10 protein-coding genes are annotated in these 18,884 nt (G+C 45.0%); 7 read left to right on the top strand and 3 right to left on the bottom strand.

What is annotated here, in order from left to right; genetic code table 11:
• Positions 1-9 precede the first annotated feature (9 nt).
• The 7 genes from B4N43_RS11095 to B4N43_RS11065 all read left to right on the top strand — a co-directional run bounded on the left by B4N43_RS11095 (position 10) and on the right by B4N43_RS11065 (position 12,026).
• The gene (locus B4N43_RS11095) at positions 10-1,905 is read left to right on the top strand and encodes a RagB/SusD family nutrient uptake outer membrane protein (RefSeq protein ID WP_075993563.1); all 1,896 of its coding nucleotides are present in this window, start codon (positions 10-12) and stop codon (positions 1,903-1,905) included.
• 27 nt (positions 1,906-1,932) lie between these two features.
• Positions 1,933-4,812, top strand: coding sequence for a SusC/RagA family TonB-linked outer membrane protein (locus tag B4N43_RS11090; RefSeq protein ID WP_075993564.1), 2,880 nt, complete (start codon positions 1,933-1,935; stop codon positions 4,810-4,812).
• 21 nt (positions 4,813-4,833) lie between these two features.
• Positions 4,834-6,597, top strand: coding sequence for a RagB/SusD family nutrient uptake outer membrane protein (locus B4N43_RS11085; RefSeq protein WP_232475574.1), 1,764 nt, complete (start codon positions 4,834-4,836; stop codon positions 6,595-6,597).
• Positions 6,598-6,613: 16 nt separating this feature from the next.
• The gene (locus tag B4N43_RS11080) at positions 6,614-7,639 is read left to right on the top strand and encodes a DUF5627 domain-containing protein (protein ID WP_145327914.1); all 1,026 of its coding nucleotides are present in this window, start codon (positions 6,614-6,616) and stop codon (positions 7,637-7,639) included.
• Between the two features lie 23 nt (positions 7,640-7,662).
• A complete protein-coding gene (locus B4N43_RS11075) occupies positions 7,663-9,348 on the top strand; it encodes an endo-1,4-beta-xylanase (RefSeq protein ID WP_075993566.1) in 1,686 nt (561 codons plus the stop codon).
• Positions 9,349-9,378: 30 nt separating this feature from the next.
• A complete protein-coding gene (locus tag B4N43_RS11070; protein ID WP_075993567.1) occupies positions 9,379-11,109 on the top strand; it encodes an RICIN domain-containing protein in 1,731 nt (576 codons plus the stop codon).
• A gap of 71 nt (positions 11,110-11,180) precedes the next feature.
• A complete protein-coding gene (locus tag B4N43_RS11065) occupies positions 11,181-12,026 on the top strand; it encodes a sialate O-acetylesterase (RefSeq protein WP_075993568.1) in 846 nt (281 codons plus the stop codon).
• A gap of 84 nt (positions 12,027-12,110) precedes the next feature.
• Here B4N43_RS11065 and B4N43_RS11060 read toward each other — a convergent pair whose 3' ends face one another.
• The 3 genes from B4N43_RS11060 to B4N43_RS11050 form a co-directional block, all read right to left on the bottom strand.
• Complete coding sequence (locus tag B4N43_RS11060) at positions 12,111-13,745, bottom strand: alpha-L-fucosidase (RefSeq protein ID WP_286734671.1); 1,635 nt, start codon at positions 13,743-13,745, stop codon at positions 12,111-12,113.
• Between the two features lie 252 nt (positions 13,746-13,997).
• Positions 13,998-15,602: a RagB/SusD family nutrient uptake outer membrane protein gene (locus B4N43_RS11055; protein WP_075993570.1), complete on the bottom strand. Its 1,605-nt coding sequence runs from the start codon at positions 15,600-15,602 to the stop codon at positions 13,998-14,000.
• Positions 15,603-15,617: 15 nt separating this feature from the next.
• Positions 15,618-18,725: a SusC/RagA family TonB-linked outer membrane protein gene (locus B4N43_RS11050; protein WP_286734667.1), complete on the bottom strand. Its 3,108-nt coding sequence runs from the start codon at positions 18,723-18,725 to the stop codon at positions 15,618-15,620.
• Between the last annotated feature and the right edge of the window lie 159 nt (positions 18,726-18,884).

Here is an 18,884-nt window from a genome sequence, read left to right as displayed (position 1 = left end):
CCTACCACTATGAAAAAGTATTTCAAGGTAATCTTTATATCTACTGTGATCTGGTCTTCAACATCCCTACTCTCGTGTAAAAAATACCTGGATAAAGAAGAACAGTCCAATGTGTCCTCCAAAGAAGCATTTAAAAACTTTATTAACTTTCAAGGTTATACAGAAGAGTTATACAGCTGTGTTGTCAACTTCAGCAACAACTACTGGACCAACTCGTGGAACTGGGGTGAAGATGAAATGACCTCAACGGCTGGCAATTATCATTTTGTTCACAAAATCGACAATGGTAATTTTTGGGGTTGGCAAAGAGAATCCGACGGCTGGGGCTCCGGCTGGATGGATCAGGGTGATTTTACCACCATCAATGGGGATGTATTTGCCAACCGTGCCTTCCGCGATTTATGGAGCGCGGCCTGGTTTGGCCTGCGAAAAGTCAGTCTCGGACTAGAGAATATCGACAAATTAACCGAAGCCACCTCCGAAGAAAAGAACCTGATCAAGGGGCAATTGTTATTTTTCCGAGGTTGGTTTCACCACCGATTGATGGAATATTTTGGCGGGATGCCGTACATCAATTATGTACTTCCAAGTGACGAAAAGCTGCGGTTGCCAAGATTGAGCTACCATGCCTGTGCGGATCTTGCTGCGGCCGATTTTAGAGAAGCGGCCAATCTATTGCCGATCGACTGGGACAATACCACTGCCGGAAAACGTACCCTGGGTAAAAATCAATTGCGCATCAACAAAATCATGGCCCTTGCTTATCTTGGCAAAAATTATCTTTGGGCGGGAAGCCCTTTGATGAATTTTCAGTCTACCGGGAATAAAACCTATCATACTGACTATTGTAAAAAAGCAGCTCAGGCCTTTGGTGAACTACTTTCACTTGTCGAAAGCGGACAGACAAATTACGCCCTTGTTCCTATGGCCAATATTCACTTGAATTTTTACACAACAGGCCAAAATTGGGCCATGCCCGGCAGTACAGAAGCTATATTTAGAGGGCCCTACATTGACGCATGGGTATCGAATTATGGTACCAGTAAACAGTACATTCCGCTGGTCGTCTCCGACGGAGATGCATTGAAGTTTATTCCAACAGCCAATTATGTCGACTACTATGGCATGAAAAACGGTTTACCGATCAAAGACATTACCCAGTCTGACGCAGAATCAGGTTACAATGCCGAATACCCTTGGAAAGATCGCGACCCACGCTTTTATAAGGACATCATTTTCGATGGAACAAAAGTCGTCCAGGGAAATACACAGGACGAAAAAAATCGATACGCTAACCTTTACAGTAATGGAAGCTATCGAGATATCCAGTCTGGCAGCCAGACAGGCTACGTGTTACGTAAATTTGTCCCTATAACAGCCAACAAATATGATCAAGCCTATAATTATGGATCCAATCTTCATATTTACGTGCCCTATATGCGTTTATCTGATGTCTATCTGATGTACGCCGAATCCGCCATGATGGCTTCCAACTCAGCTACAGGCAAAGCCGACAATTACGGTAAAACAGCAGTTGATGCGATCAATATCGTTCGAGATCGGGCTGGCGTGGGTCATGTAGATGCCAAATTTCTAGGTTCGGCGAACGCATTGTTGCCTGAATTACGGCGGGAACGAGCTGTGGAGCTCGCTTTTGAAGGTCATCGTTTTAATGATCTGCGACGCTGGTTGCTGTTGACCGAATCACCTTACACCTTAAAAAAATCGGTTGTTTTTGATCGGGCAGGAACCTTCAACACCGTAGATCCATCCCAAAACCGCGTCGTAAACATGAAAGAAAATGTGCTTTTGGAACGGAAGTTTACAAGCAAGCATTACTGGTTGCCCCTAAAGGTCAGAGATGTCAACATGTATCCCGAGTTCTATCAGAACCCAGGCTGGTAACAAGTTTTTCATTTAATCATTCAAAAAATGAAGTACAAAAAATTAAGAATAGCACTATGTCTTGGATTAAGTTGGATAGCTACCGCTGAAGGAATGGCGAAAGAATCACTTAATCCAACCATTAGACAACATAAAAATATTTTTCCGGAGCGCTCGACATTTGTTGGTCCGGACAGTATTGGCACCGATAGTACGACACTTGTACAGGTCGCTTTCCGAAAAGTTCAGAAGAAGGACCTCATGGGCAATGTACAATCCATCAATGTTCCACAATTGCTCGACAAGAGTTACAACACCTACAGTCTGGAAAATCTAGATGCCTTTATTCCGGGATACAACGGTAATATTTGGGGTATGGGTGGTTATTTGGTATTAGTGGACGGATTTCCGCGTGATGCCAATAACGTTATGCCAACAGAAATCGATCAGGTCAGTGTATTGAAAGGCGCCAATGCCATCGCTCTTTATGGTAGCCGAGCAGCCAAAGGCGTTATTAGCATCACGACAAAACGCGGAAAATCCGGAGGTCAACAGATAAAAATTAGAGCCAATAGCGGTATCAATGCGGCTATGAGCTATCCACAATATCTTGGCTCCGCAGAATATATGACATTGTATAACGAAGCTCGACAAAATGATGGATTATCACCACTCTATAGTACCGAAACAATCTACCAACATGCAGCCGGAACAAATCCTTATCGTTATCCCAACGTGGATTACTATTCATCGGACTATATCAAAGATCACTATAATCGCTACGATGCCACCGCCGAAATCTCAGGCGGAAATCAACGTGCACAATATTATACCAACTTTGGATTTTGGTCTGAAGGGTCCCTCCTCAATTTTGGACAGGCGAAAAAAAATGGTGGCGCCAATAGATTCAATATGCGCGGTAACATCGATGTGAAAGTCAATGATCTGATCTCCCTGAACGTCGATGCGGCAGCCAGTTTTTATATTTCCAAAGGGGTAAATGCGGACTACTGGGGTGCAGCGGCAACCGTGCGGCCACATCGCTTCTCTCCACTCATTCCTATTGATATGATCGAAGAAGGTGACGTCAACTCGATGGTGTATGTCAACAACAGCAATTTTCTCATCGATGGCAAATATCTCCTTGGGGGAAGTCAGCTGGATCAAACCAATGCCTTTGCAAACGTTTATGCCGGCGGCACAAACCGCTATCTAAATCGGCAGTTTCAATTTAATACGGGTTTGAATTTTGACTTGAAAAATATCCTGGAAGGATTGGTTTTCAAAACCAACCTGGCTGTGGATTATCAGTCAAATTATAACCAATCCTATAACAACAATTATGCTGTTTATCAGGCATCGTGGAACAACTATGATGGAAAAGACCTTATCAGTAGCCTCACAAAATATGGTGACGACCGTATTTCAGGCATCCAAAATATCAGTGGCAGTACCTATCGGCAGACCATCGGTCTCAATGGGTCCCTAAACTTTAACCGTACCTACGGTAATGACCACCATGTATCGGCAATCCTATTGGCCAATGCGTTCCAGATCGCTGCCTCTGGCAGCTACCACAAAACCAGCAATGCCAACCTAGGGCTGCAGTTGGGCTACAATTATTCAAGCAAATATTATGTTGACTTTAGCAGTGCTTACAGTCATTCCGCCAAATTACCACAAGGGAATAGAAGAGCCCTATCTCCTACTTTAGCGCTCGCCTGGCGTCTATCTAAAGAAAATTTTTTGGTCGACAGCAAAGTCGTCAATGAGTTAAGATTATCCGCGTCGGCCGGTATATTAAACACGGATCTGGATATTAGCGACTATTACCTCTATCAGGGCTATTATACCTATAACGACGCAGCATGGTATAGCTGGCGCGACGGTGACCTCGTCCATACCTTTGACAGACGCAGGGGTGACAACCCCAACATGAAATTCCCGAAACGCAAGGAATTTAATATCAACCTCGAAGGTGGGCTCTACAACAACCTGATCACCTTTAATACGTCCTACTTTGTTAATCGGATGAGCGGCGGGTTGGTACAGGCGGCAACACAGTACCCAATGTATTTTATGACTTACTGGCCGGTTTATTCAGACCTTCCCTATGTCAATTTTAACGACGACGAACGCCGGGGTGTCGACTTTGGCATCAACCTGAACAAACAGATCAACAAAACCTTCGTATCACTGGGTTTCAACGGGATGTACTATACGACCAAGGCGGTAAAAAGGGACGAACTCTATGAATTTGCTTACCAAAACAGAGCCGGAAAACCACTAGACGCCATCTGGGGCTTACAGCATGATGGTTTTTATAACAGTCAAAGTGAAATTGACCAAGCTGCCTTTTCAACATTTGGAGAAGTCAAGCCTGGGGATATCAAGTATAAAGATCAGAATGGTGATGGTACCATCGATACCCGCGACGAAGTATACTTAGGCAAAGGCGGATGGGCCGGTGCCCCACTGACATTAGGTTGCAACCTGACAGTCAAATGGAATAATTTCACATTATTTGCCGCGGCAACGGGACAGTTCGGAGCCAAAGCGATGAAAAACAGTTCTTACTTTTGGGTAGATGCGGAAGATAAATATTCAGTGGTCGTACGTGACCGCTGGACAGAGTCGACCAAGGAGACCGCAACTTATCCGCGCCTTACCACCTTTAACAGTGACAACAACTTTCGAAGCTCAGACTTTTGGCTTTACAAGACCGATCGCATCAACCTATCCAAAGTGCAGCTGTCTTACGATTTCCCAAAGCGTCTATTCAATGCTAAGTTTATACACGAACTGGGGATTTATGCCACGGGATCCAACCTACTGACCATTGCCAAAGAAAAGGAAACGATGCAATTGAATATTGGACAAGCACCACAAATGCGTTTTTTCAACATCGGACTGAAGGCACTATTTTAATCTTTACTATCTAAGACGAGAATGATGAAAAGAATACTAACCATAGCCATCCTAAGCAGCTTACTATTTTCTTCCTGTGAAGATATGTTTGAGCCGGCTCTTGAAAATAATCTTGAAATTGAAACAGCCAATAGTCGCCCCCTTTACGCACAAGGGCTACTTTTAAATGGATACAACCGGGTTCCGGCTAATAGCTATAGCTTTGATGATGTCGCCACAGACAATGCTGTGAGCAACGATAAAAGCAATACTTACCTTAAAACAGCAACCGGACAATGGACAAGCATCAACAATCCTTTCGACCAATGGCGCAATAGCTATGCAGCCATACAGTACCTCAACAATTTTTTATCCCTAAGTGATAAAGTAGAATGGGCCTTGGATCCCAAGGTCAGTACGATGTTTAACGATCGCATGAAAGGTGAAGCTTATGGTCTCCGGGCACTATTTATGTTTCACCTGTTGCAATCCCATGCCGGAAAGTCGAGTACCGGTGAGATACTTGGTGTGCCTATCCTGCTGACTCCCGAAGATGTCAATTCGGATTTTAACCACAGTCGTGCACCGTTCGAAGCCTGCATGCAGCAACTTTACGATGACATCAAAAATGCAGAAGACCTGTTGCCTATGGATTATGAAGACATCAGTGCAGACAGTCAAGTTCCGGTCAAATACGCAGGCACAATCAATAAAGACGACTACAACCGTGTATTTGGAGCCTATTTCAAACTCCGCATGACCAAGCGCATCGCGCAGGCAATTCGTGCCCGAGCAGCGTTAATGGCGGCAAGTCCGGCATACAGCGAGGGCAGCAAAACAACCTGGGAGCAAGCCGCCACCTATGCGGGGCAGGTCATCCAGGCCAAAGGCGGACCAAGTGGTATCGATCCGAAAGGATTCACCTGGTACAATAAAGATGTGGTCGATGGCTTAACCTCCGGATCCAATCCGGCCGAAATACTTTGGCGCACCGACAAAGGAAATAGCAACAGCATGGAACAGGACCATTTTCCGCCAACATTGTTTGGCAGAGGACGTCTCAATCCTACACAGAATCTGGTCGATGCCTTTCCCATGGAAAATGGCTATCCCATTGACGATGCCAATTCGGCTTACAATAAAACCAATCCGTACGACAAGCGGGATCCCCGATTGAAGACTTACATTATTGTCAATGGTGCCACGGCAGGCGTAAGCAACACGGCTATCAATACCGCTGCCAATAGTCCAACAAACGATGGGTTAAATAAGGTCGAGACATCTACTCGGACGGGCTATTACCTGAAAAAGCTGCTGCGCCAAGATGTAAACCTCAACCCTTCATCTTCTACACAACAAATGCATTTCAATACACGTATACGGATGACAGAAATGTATCTGGCCTATGCCGAAGCCGCAAATGAGGCCTGGGGGCCTACTGGCATGGGTACTTTTACCTTCTCGGCCTACGACATCATCAAGGCTATTCGCAGACGGGCGGGTGTAGGAGCCAACAATGGCGATCCTTACCTAGAACAGGTAAAAAACAACAAAGAGCAAATGCGGCAGCTGATCCGCAATGAGCGGAGACTAGAACTTTGTTTTGAAGGGTTTCGGTTTTGGGACCTGCGTCGCTGGAAGTTGGATATCAACGTTGCTGCAAAAGGAATCAGTATAAGCAACAACAGCTATACCGAGATTCCGGTAGAGAATAGACTTTATGAAAACTTTATGTACTACGGTCCGATCCCGTACAGTGAAGTACTCAAATACAGCAATCTTGTACAGAATACGGGATGGAATTAACATTAATACACGCATAATGAAAAAGATCAATCTTCTTTACGCCATGGCTTTGGTAAGCCTGGCGTCTTGCAAAAATAACGACTGGGAGTTCCCAGATTTCGAATTTCAATCGGTATACTTCGCCTATCAGACACCAGTCAGAACGGTAACCCTAGGCGAAGACATTTTTGACAACAGTCTCGACAACCAGCATAAGGTGAAAGTCATGGCAACCACTGGAGGAGTATACAACAATGGAAAAGACATCCGTATCGATTTTGTTGTCGACAACAGCCTTACGAATGGCCTTAGCTATCCAAACGGGCAGACAGTTACCGCATTACCCAACAATTACTATCAGCTTGCTAGCAATCAGATCAATATCCCAAGTGGTAGTCTCACAGGTGGTGTTGAAGTACAGCTGACTGACGCATTTTTTGCCGACCCAAAATCCTTGGAAACCTATTACGTACTTCCTCTAAGGATGACAAAAGTGGTTAACGCCGATTCCATCCTCTCCGGTAAAACTTCGCTACAGGCTGCCAATAGGGCTATTGTATCCGATTGGGATGTCGCACCAAAAGATTTTACCTTTTATGCACTCAAATATATCAATCCCTGGCACGGCAATTACCTGCGTCGGGGTACCGACCAAATTGTCGGCAAAGGTGCCAATAACAGCTTGACAAAAAATATCGTCAGACATCAGGCTTATGTAGAAAAAGACGAAGTCAAAAGCGTCACGACAGCAGCGCTAAAGAAATCGATCTTGCCTCTTTCTTTTAAAGGAGCTGATGATGTCAATATCAATGTCAATCTGAACTTAACTTTTGACGACGACAACAATTGTAGCATTAGCTCGGCAAGTGCTGGCATCTCCGCTACAGGAACCGGTAAGTTTGTCAAACGGGGCGAAAAAAACAGCTGGGGCAATGCAGACAGAGATGCACTTTATCTTTCCTACACGATCGATATGACACAAATGAGTGTCACCAGCAAGGATACCCTCGTGATGCGGGACAGATCTGTAAAAATGGAAACATTTACACCCATCAAAAAGTAGTATCAATTCTATAACGAACAACGATGAAAAAAATCAATAAAACTATCGTCATCCTACTTTCGCTCGGCACCGCCTGGAGTTCCTGTTCCAAATATCAGCCACTGGATTACGCCGTCGATAAACCGGAGAAAGTACTGACGCAGGAAGATATCAATGCTTACAATCCATTAAAAAGTTATCTGGATAAGCAAGGCAACCCCGGACTTAAGCTGGGTGTTGCGCTCAATATGAACGATTATTTTAACAAAGGAGTACTCTACCGCTTGGCTAACCGCAATTTCGAAGAAATGGTGATGGGCTATGAAATGAAGCATGGTTCCATTGTGCAAGCCGACGGAAGCCTGAATCTATCTCGTGTAGAACAGCTGATCACAGCTGCGCAGGAAAACAACATGGCACTGTATGGCCACACGCTGTGCTGGCATTCGGGACAGAATGCCGCCTACCTGAATAAGTTAATCGCTCCTGTGGTAATACCAGGTTCTGGAGGACCAGCTCTAGCGGGACATGCATTAAAAATGAGCAATCCCACTGTTGTCAATGCCTGGGAAGCACAGACAGCCACAGACATTAACCCCACGGAAATAGGGAAAGAATATGTATTGAAGATTGTAGCCCGGGGCAGCAAAGCGGGCAACATTGGTATCGATCTGCAGAGCACCTCCAATTATACGGGCGACAATATGGGTTCATTGGCATTAACAACAAGCTACAAAGAATACGAACTCAAAGTGACCGCAACTGCCGCGCGTAACCGTTTTATCATCAATTTTGGTCAATACGATGGTACCATCTTCATCGACAAGGTTGTGCTGACAAAAACAGGCAGTTCGGCAAGCCTCATTGCCAACAGTGATTTTGAAAGCAATATTGATGGCTGGTTTGGCTGGGGAAACAATTCCTCCCGAGCGCAGTCCGCCAATGGCGAAGGTTATGGGAGCCCTGGGGGCAGCACGATCGAGAAAACCCCTGCCGAGAAAGAAGCCATTCTCGCGAAAGCACTGGAGACATTTATTGCCGGCATGCTTGAGAAAACCAAAGGCTACATCAAGGCTTGGGACGTAGTCAACGAACCGATGTCCGACTGGCCCGACCAATATGCCCTAAAGACGGGAGTGGGCAAAACCGATCTGGCGGATGATGAATTCTACTGGCAGGATTACTTGGGTAAAGATTATGCCGTAAAAGCCTTCCAGTTTGCCCGCAAATATGGTAATGCCAATGATCTCCTATTCATCAATGACTATGGCTTGGAAGGCAGTGACAACAAATGTAAAGGGCTGATCGCCTATGTCAGCTACGTCGAAAGCAAAGGGGCCAAAGTGGATGGAATCGGTACCCAGATGCACATCGACATCAACACAAGCAAAGACAATATCGTCAGTATGTTTAACCTATTGGCCGCCACCGGCAAGCTGATCAAAGTGTCTGAGCTCGATATTGGTTTGGGAAATGGCATAAAGACTAGCAATGCAACGACTGAAATGTATCAGCAGCAGGCCGACATGTACAAATTTGTCGTTCAAAAATATCTTGAGATCATTCCCAAGGATAAGCAATATGGTATTACCATATGGAGCCCACTGGACAGTCCGGACCAAGAGAATTCATTCTGGAGACGTGGGGAACCCATCGGTTTATGGACCGAAGGATTCGTTCGAAAGCCAGCCTATCAGGCGGTTGCTGAGGCATTGTTAGCTAAAAAATAAGATCATTAATCACCCTTTTATATTTAAATTATGAGAACAAACAAAATGTGGTTACTTCTGGTCATTTTCTTAGTTTTTCTTTCCAGCTGCTCGCGGCTGGAAGAAAAAACCTTGACCAGCGAATCCGAAAGAAGTCTTAAATCCAATGTTTCCGCCCAAGCCGTTACAGGTTGGCCACGAACGACACCAACCTTACATGTAGGCGGGAAGTACCTCAAAGATCCCTGTGACAACAATATTGTCCTGCATGGAGTGGCCATTACACCCAGCCCTTGGTTCAATGGCTGCCAGTATGGTGCCAACTCCGGTTACTGCACCTGGGATAATTACAATGTTCAGGGTGCGCTCAATTACAATAAAGCAGTCATTGACAAACTCAGCAGCGCGGCCGACGGTTGGTATCTCAATTATATCCGTCTGCACATCGATCCGTATTGGACCAATGATCCGGGCGCTCCTATTCCTGAAGACGACATCTCAAGATTTAACTATAATCGCTTGGTTACCTATACTGATCAGGTCATTATTCCTTTAATCAACCATGCCCGTAACCGGGGCATGTATGTGATCTTGCGTCCTCCTGGCGTATGTCCACACCGTATCGCAGTCAATGATGCCTATCATACTTATCTTAAGACCGTATGGACTTTCCTATCGCAGCACCCATCACTAAAGAATGCTGACAATGTGATGTTTGAATTGGCTAACGAACCCGTTGAGATTCTGGGAACAAATGGCAACTGGGGGACGACCGGCAACGAGCATTTTGCTGCGTTGAAAAATTTCTTTCAGCCCTTGGTCAATATCATCCGTAATAACGGTGCCAACAATGTATGCTGGATACCAGGAACTGGCTGGCAGTCCCATTATCAAGGCTATGTCAATAATCCTATTACGGGTGGCAACATTGGCTATGCAGTACATATCTACCCTGGGTATTGGGGTGGTGTCAATACCTATCAAGCTTTTCAAAATGCCTGGAATACCAATGTTAAACCTATTGCAGACATTGCACCCATTGCCATTACAGAGACAGACTGGGCTCCACAGGGATATGGCACATTTGGTACGGGATCAACCGGTACCGCTGGCGGAAACGGTTTTGGTGCAAATTTAAAATATATTGTGGATCAGTCCGGCAATGTAAGCTGGAACCTTCTCGCCCCCGACGATCTGCTCCACAAAGGGGATCCCAACGCCGGGACAGCTTTTAACAATGATTGGGAAGCCTGTGCTGCTCCCGCTAAACAGTGGTTTCAGCAGTATGCTGCCTCCAATTACCCCATGTCTAACTGTACAGTTACTAGTCTGGTCAATAATGGCATTTACGAAATCGAATTCCAGACCGATGCCAACAAGGTACTTGATTTAAAATCAGGTGAAGATGCCAACGGTGCAGTGCTCAGACCGTGGACCAGAAATGGCGCAAATGCACAGCGCTGGGTCGCTATAGATGCCGGTAACGGATACTGGCGCTTTGTTTCAAAAGCAAGTGCAAGCAATCGCTGCATTGATCTGACGAGTAATAGCAATGCGCTTGGAACTGCCATCCGGCTTTGGCAGAACTATAGCAATGATGCTCAGGCCTGGAAGGTAACTGCTGTAGCCAATGGCTATTACAAAATTACCTCAAAGGTAGATGCTACACGCGGTTGGGATGTACCCAACTGTACCATGGACGGCAATTCCAATCTTCAGCTTTGGGATTACTATGGTACCTCCTGTCAATTATTTAAGTTCAAATTTATTGCCATGAACTAAACACTATCTATTCGCGGTAAGCCATACTTACCGCGAAATAGGTTAATTTTAAAAACATAAAAAGCTTCACGATGCGACAAACACAATTTAAAATGCTGCTACTGATCTTCTTGGTATGTTGTTTTACCGGAACAACAGCTTTTGCCCAAGACAAGAACTTCCATATCTACCTTTGTTTAGGACAATCCAATATGGAGGGACATGGACAATTCGAACCTCAGGACACCATCACCAACAGCCGGTTTCATGTGCTAGCGGCAGTAGATTGCCCCGAATTGGGACGGCAGTACGGTAAGTGGTATCCTGCCCGGGCACCACTCACGCGTTGCCACACAGGCCTTACACCTGCAGATTATTTTGGCAGAACGCTTGTAGAAAAGCTTCCCAAAAATATCGAGATCGGAGTCATCAACGTTTCGGTAGGTGGTTGCCATATTCAATTATTTGATCAAGATAGCACGGCAAGCTATGTCGCAAAGGCACCCGAATGGATGAAATCCATGCTTGCAGCTTATGACAATAATCCTTATGAAAGGCTCGTCGTCCTGGCCAAGATGGCACAGCAGAAAGGTATTATCAAAGGTATTTTACTTCATCAGGGGGAATCCAATACCGGCGATCGCGAATGGCCCAATAAAGTAAAAAAAGTCTATGAAAGCCTCTTGCACGATTTGCACCTGAACGCCGAAGATGTACCCCTACTTGCTGGTGAACTCCTATCGGCCGAAGCAGGGGGTAAATGCGCAAGTATGAACAGTATCATCCAAACATTGCCCGCTACTATCCCAACTGCCCATATCATTTCTTCTGCGGGTTGCCAGGGTATCGGCGATGGACTACACTTCAGTCCTGCCGGATACCGGCAGCTGGGTAAAAATTATGCGGCAAGCATGCTTAAAATTCTTCAAAAAAAATAAACTTCCATTGCTTTAAAATTGCCATTTGCAGGTGACTTAAATCCATAGTTTTTCCAACAATGACACTACGGCGAAGGAACGAGTCTAAGCGATTTCCAAAACCGTAGCAATGTTATTCTGGATAAAATCATCCGGTAAAGTCACCTGCAGCGCGGCATCAAGCTGCGTATAAACGATGTTATCGGCATATCCAAGTATCCGGACTGACTTGACCTTTCTCGAATTGGGTGATAAACTACCCAATGACTTTAATTGGAGCTGCTTTTTGGTCAACGTTCCCATTATAAAAGCGTACATGACATTTCCCTTTGTCGTAAAACGGACATCATCGCCGGTAAAAGCTTTACCTTTTCCTTCATTGAAGCCCTGCACATGCAATGTAGGAGCTTCCTCTTGTGCAGGTCCCTCACCAAAAATGCGCCAAGGACGCGTTCCAACAATGGCTTCTTTGTGTATGGCCATCCAGCTTCCTATGCCTTGTACCACTTCCTTCGCCCTATCGTCGATAGAACCATCACCGCGCAATGGTACACTTAACAATAAGTTACCGTTTTTACTGACGACATCAATCAGCATATGAATTACGGTTTTAGCCGATTTATAGTGATTATTCTCATAAATCCGGCGATCATAATGCCAAGACCCGATACAGGTACAGGTCTGCCAGGGCTGCGGTTCAATGGTATTGCTCTGTCCACGTTCAATATCCCATACCAGGCATTTTCGTTGTTGTTCATTCAGTATTTTCCCATTGATTACCACATTAACCTTGCCTTTATTTGCCTGCACGCTTTTATTATAAAAATCGGCTACGATCTCCAAGCCAACATTGCTTATTGGATAAAGTGGCAGCACCGTATCGTCAAAATAAACGATATCGGGTTTGTAATTGTTGATCAATTCCAGGGTCCGGGCCTTAAAGTTTTCGCAATAGGCCTTTGTTGGCACACTTACCCCTGAATTCACATCCCAATGCCATTGCCGATGAACGGTGTTATCATCCTTACTATCCAAACTAAGCGCATGATCCTGTGCATAAAGCTCCTGCGGATCGTATGCTGCCCACCATTTTCCTGCGCCATCTTTTTTCGTTAGTTTCCCATCATAGGGTATACCGGCAAACTTGCCTTCTTTATCACTCCGCTGTGCCGTTTCATACCAGGTCCAGGCATGTGCCGCGTGTACGCTGACACCAAATTTCAGCCCTCTTTTTTTTGCAGCGCTTTCCCAACCCTTTATAATATCTTTCCTGGGGCCAACATTTACACTATTCCATTGATGGTGGCTGCTGCGATAAAGGTCTAGATTATCATGATGATTGGCCAAAGCCATAAAATACTGGGCTCCGGCATTTTGATACAGTTCCATTAACTCTTCCGGATTCCAATTTTCGGCTTTCCACTGATGGATAACATCTTTAAAACCAAACACCGAAGGATGTCCATATTTTTCAACGTGATAATTATACTGATCGGATCCCTCCTGATACATGCCCCGCGCATACCAATCGCCGCGCTCGGGCTGACACTGCGGGCCCCAGTGCGCCCAGATACCAAATTTGGCATCCCTGAACCACTCAGGCACCTGATAATTTTCTAATGAACGCCAGTCGGGATTAAAAGGAGCTTTCCCCAGATGAGCTTGGGAAAGGCTAAATTTACTCAGGAAAAGCGTCGGAATAGTTGCACCGAGAAACTTAATTGCTGTTCTTCTGTCCATTATACAATGATCTTCGATCAGAATGCCTCGACACAAATTGCACGACAAAGGCATTCGGTTTATAATTTGTTATCTACTTGAATACCAAAAATACCTGTATTGGATCAGGAAAGAAACTACATAATCGATCAATACTAGTACAATATCGACACAGGATTCTTTTTGATCAGTTGAACCAAAAAAAGGTGCCCTAAAAAGGACACCTCCACCTAACACTAACTATGAATAAATAAAAACATCTATTTTCCCAGATCAATTGTTCATATCATTGCCTTTCAAATTTTTATTGTTGTCCAATTCCGACTGTGGAAAAGGATAGAACATTGCTTTGGTAGACCAGCCGCCTTTTTTTAAAGGTTCCAGCCAGCTTGGATTGGCCATCCCCCACCGTAACAGGTCAAAATACCGCTGATATTCTCCCAAAAATTCAACAAATCGCTCATGCACGATAATATTTTTGATCGTATTTAAAGGAACGCCGTTTTTTACTAATCCCTGAGCGATCAATCCATCTACATCAGGAATTGTTCCATTGGATTTTTGATACCATAGGTGTGGCTGCTCATCCGGAACGATATTATTGGCGCGCTTACGCACCAGGTTGATGTATTGTTTCGCTCCGGCGATATCGCCACGTTCATTGAGACATTCCGCATAAAGCAGCAGCACATCGCTATAGCGAAAAATACGATCATTGTTACCATTATCAAAGTCAGCGATCTGAACATCCGGACAATATTTCCGGGTACCAAAGAAATCTTTATTGGTCGCCAGGTTTTTCATCCAGTCCGTATAGGTCGTGACCTTACCGTCCAGCTGCGTAAACTTTGCACCATTCTCGCACCAAAGCGTCATATATTTCCGGGGATCTCCTTCTTCAAATTCATCATGTGCCATTTTATTGGGCGCCAGATTCCACCAGGCACCACCCGTTCCGTCAAACATTCCGATTTCCTGCCACCGCCATGAACTCGATATATCGTCCCCCAGCCAGCCCGGTCCATTGTAGAGTTGCACCTCAAAAACAGACTCCTGATTATTCTCTTTTGTTTCCAGAAAATTATCCCTGTAAGAGGACATCAACTGATACTCCTTGCTATCAATCACGCTTTTCAACTGGATCTCAGCATTGGCAAAATCCGCTGCCTGTCCTTTTGCGAGGATGGGTTTATACAAATAAGTTTTGGCCAGGTAAGCCTGTGCTGCACCTTTGGTTGCCCGACCGATCATTTTACTGTCGGCATAGAGTGCTGCCCGCGTTGGCAACAATTCCGATGCTTTCTTAAAATCATCCACGATCAGCGCATACACGGCACCCGCCGCTGCGTTGCCCGGATAATAATCTTCGTTGGTCTCGACAGGTTTATTGATCAGCGGAATGGTTTCGCCAAACAACATGCTCAGGTGCAAATAGTTCAGTGCTCTCAAAAAATACGCTTCCCCCAAGAGTCTATTCTTTCTATTTTGATCTATTTCGCCTTCAAACTTCTGAATCCGATCGATGGCTAAATTAGCCGCAAACACCCCGTTCCAAAAATCTCTCCAGGTCTGGGCGGCCATCCCATCGCTCGCAGGGGTATTGTAGGTATCCTGATACATGGGTTCCCATTTGAAGGTATGATTGTAATCATCCCCAGGAGCCAAAAGCTCGAAATACAAACTGCGCGCATATCCACCCTGTGTGCGGCCGATTAACGCTTGGTAGGCCGGTATGACCGAATTTTCCAATTGATCTGCTGTTTTATAATAGGTGTCCGTCGACAATTCCTGCGGGTTGGAGAGATCCAGATTCGGTTTGCAGCTTGAAAACTGTATCAGCAATGCAGCAGCTGCGAGTTTTATATATTTTCTATTCATGATGTCAATAAGGGATTAGAATGTAAATTGAATACCCATAAAATACTCTCTTGAATTTGGAAAGCTCAACCCCCAAGGCGTTTGCCCATCGATACCACGGCTTAGATTGGAGCGTGTATCGCCCGACCCCACTTCAGGATCATAACCTGAATACTTGGTAAAGGTCAGTAGGTTTTTTGCGCCTACGTAAAACCCCAGTCGGTCGATCTTCCAACGTTCAAGTCTAGGACTTGAAAAACTGTAACCAATGTTGAGTACTTTAAGCCGGAGGTAAGAGCCATCCTCCACAAACCTGTTGGATGCCCTTAAATTTTGATTGGGATCGCCGAGTACAGCGCGTGGAATAGTAGTATCTGTATTTTTTGGATAGACCGTAGTTTCACCAGATACCGGATTTTTGAAGACAAGCTCCTCCGCACGATAACGATCCAGAGTCGATGCAAAATTATTGTAGTAATGGTACATTCCCTCGCCCCAATAGCGGCTATTGTTGTAGATGTCGTTTCCTTTACTTCCCTGCCACATCATCGACAGATCAAATGTGCCAATCGAACTGTTGTAGTTTACATCAGCATTGAAGCCGTAACTAAAATCAGGTATTGGGCTTCCCAAAAAATCCTTATCCTGATCATTTAAGACCTTGTCGCCATTTCGGTCATTGAAGCGTACATCGCCCAATGCTGCGTGGGGTGCAAAAGCTTTATCGGCATCCAATTGTGCCTGACTGGTATATAAACCGTTGGTGGTGTAGCCCCAAAATTCCCCTACCGAACGACCAACTGCTGTTCTTGTGACGTTTTCACCCCCAGGAGAGATACTTCCCCATAAAATTTCATTATTGTTGCCCAGACTCAGCACGCGGTTTTTCACAAAAGAAATATTGGCGCCGATACGATAGCCAAAATTACCGACCTGATCTTTGTAGGAAGCCAGGATATCCCAGCCCCGATTCCGTATGCTACCGGCATTCAGCACGGGAAAGTTGTTACCATAGCCTGCGGTAAACGAAATGGGTACATTGATCAGCATGTCCTCGGTCTTTTTATTATAGTAATCAACTGTCAAAGCCAATTTATGATCAAAAAGCTCCAGATCGAGACCAAGATCAGTTGAATACTGACTTTCCCATTTTACATTCGGATTCGAGGGAGTCTGTGGCAGGGCCCCCGTGACCATCACATTGTTCAGGTAATACCAGACATGGTCGAAACTAACTGTCCGTTGATACTGATATTGTGCAATATCCGAATTACCCAAAAGCCCGTAACTAGCTCGGAGCTTCAATTCGCTGATCGCAGGAAATGCTTTCATGAAAGATTCCTGACTGATCCGCCATCCCGCTGATACCGAAGGAAAGTTTCCATAGCGGTATTGATTGCTAAAGTTGGCCGATCCATCCCGTCGCATATTAAATGTCAACAAGTAGCGGTTATCATAATTATAGTTGACACGTCCCAGCATGGAATACATGGCAGACTGTCCCACACCTGACCCCACAAGACGGGAACTCGCCAGGGATGCCGAATTAAGGATCAAAACATCCGGACTCGGCAAACCACGGGCCCCAGCATTGACAGCATTATACCGGGATTCTTCTGAAGTGATTCCCGCCAAAGCCGAAATCGCATGCTTACCAAAGTTATTTTCATAAGTCAGCGTGTTTTCAAATAACCAGCGGTTATTCTGACTGCTGGAAATATTGAGTTCATCCGGATTATGGTTCTGATATTGTCCGACAGAGTAGTTACCTATATACCCCTCATTCCGCACCCGGCTAAGGTCGATCCCCATATTAAATTTGTAAACCAGGCCTTTTATAATCTCATAAGTAGCCCAGGCATTGCCGTTTACCGAAAAGTTGTCATTGACGTTTTTATTGAGGTATGCATTTGCCAATGCACTCTGAACATCCGTTCCATTGCCAGCTCCGGCAAAACCAGTGCTGCTGTTGGCATCGTAGAGCGGTAATGTCGAGGACCACTTTTGCGCATCGATGATATTTTTGTCGCTCCAGTTGCGGCGGGTGTAACCTAAGGAAAGGGTTTCGCCTATCTTGAGTTTTCCTTTGGTAAAATCAGAGATAAATTGGGCGCCATAATACTTATTTTTATCTTGAATAATAATGGATTTGTCTGTCGCATAGATACCGCTAAGCCGAAAATTGGCGTTTTGAGATCCGCCGGAAACCGAGAGATTATGCCGTTGATAATTGCCCGTCTGCAGCAATTCGTCCATCATATTATACCCGTGCCCGATGTCGGAGGGTTTAGACAGCGCGGCCAGATAATCTTTGCGCGAAGGATCCTTATTGTACATTTCCTCATTAATCAATTCGGCCAGTTGCTGTCCGTTCAGCAGAGGTATATTATGGGAAATATTTTTGATGCCGGCGAAGGCATTATAATCGAGCTTCACCTCTCCGGCTTTACCCCGTTTTGTGGTGACCAAAATAACGCCATTGGCCCCACGGGAACCATAGATGGCACTTGATGCGGCATCTTTCAAAACCTGAATGCTGGCAATATTATTTTCATCCGGCATAGCTCCGCCGATCATCCCATCCACGACATAGAGCGGATCGGTTCCGTTAATGGATCCAACGCCACGGATACGGATAGCGCCATTGGTTACCTGCACTCCAGGCACGGCGCTCTGAAGCGTAGCAATTGTACCACCAGGTACTTTCACCAGATCTTTGGTGTCCACAACAGCGATGGAAGAGGTCAGATCGACCTTCTTCTGTTTACCATAGCCTACCACCACAACTTCATCCACGGCAATTTCTGCGGCAACAAGTGGAATACTGATTTCCGAAGAATTACCGATTACATATTCTGCCTGATTATAACCCACATTGGATACAATAAGGACTTCTCCCGGATTGAGTTTGAGTACAAATTCGCCTTTCTCGTTTGTTGAAGTACTGAGGGTTTTATCCTTCACTTTGATCGATGCCCCAATAATTGGTTTTCCTTGATCACTGATGATCTTTCCATGAATCACTTTTTCCTGAGCAGACAGTCGTCCAATGCCCATTAAAATGGAAGCCATTAACAACCATTTCACTTTCCTATTCCTTTCTTTGGGAAAACAAAAGAAAGAAGACACATAATTTCTGTTCATAATCTTTATTTGAGATAAATGTCTTTTTGCCCCTTGAGGCGAGTACTTGGTTATTTATTTATACAAATTGGTTATTTATTACTTATATGCTAACTGTATCTGCTCACCGCTATGTGCTATCTGGTCACATAATAAGCTCGCTTTAACAGGTGGCATCCC

This window comes from Sphingobacterium sp. UBA1897 (assembly GCF_002337775.1).
GTDB classification, from domain to species: Bacteria; Bacteroidota; Bacteroidia; order Sphingobacteriales; family Sphingobacteriaceae; genus Sphingobacterium; species Sphingobacterium siyangense.
Note: the sequence above shows the minus strand (reverse complement) of the source record. Positions and strands in the feature narration are given on the sequence as shown.

Excerpts from the sequence above, each read along its gene's own strand:
- B4N43_RS11075 (WP_075993566.1), top strand. The coding sequence starts at position 7,663 with ATGAAAAAAATCAATAAAACTATCGTCATCCTACTTTCGCTCGGCACC.
- B4N43_RS11055 (WP_075993570.1), bottom strand. The coding sequence starts at position 15,602 with ATGAATAGAAAATATATAAAACTCGCAGCTGCTGCATTGCTGATACAG.
- B4N43_RS11090 (WP_075993564.1), top strand. The coding sequence starts at position 1,933 with ATGAAGTACAAAAAATTAAGAATAGCACTATGTCTTGGATTAAGTTGG.
- B4N43_RS11085 (WP_232475574.1), top strand. The coding sequence starts at position 4,834 with ATGATGAAAAGAATACTAACCATAGCCATCCTAAGCAGCTTACTATTT.
- B4N43_RS11080 (WP_145327914.1), top strand. The coding sequence starts at position 6,614 with ATGAAAAAGATCAATCTTCTTTACGCCATGGCTTTGGTAAGCCTGGCG.
- B4N43_RS11050 (WP_286734667.1), bottom strand. The coding sequence starts at position 18,725 with ATGAACAGAAATTATGTGTCTTCTTTCTTTTGTTTTCCCAAAGAAAGG.
- B4N43_RS11095 (WP_075993563.1), top strand. The coding sequence starts at position 10 with ATGAAAAAGTATTTCAAGGTAATCTTTATATCTACTGTGATCTGGTCT.
- B4N43_RS11070 (WP_075993567.1), top strand. The coding sequence starts at position 9,379 with ATGAGAACAAACAAAATGTGGTTACTTCTGGTCATTTTCTTAGTTTTT.
- B4N43_RS11060 (WP_286734671.1), bottom strand. The coding sequence starts at position 13,745 with ATGGACAGAAGAACAGCAATTAAGTTTCTCGGTGCAACTATTCCGACG.
- B4N43_RS11065 (WP_075993568.1), top strand. The coding sequence starts at position 11,181 with ATGCGACAAACACAATTTAAAATGCTGCTACTGATCTTCTTGGTATGT.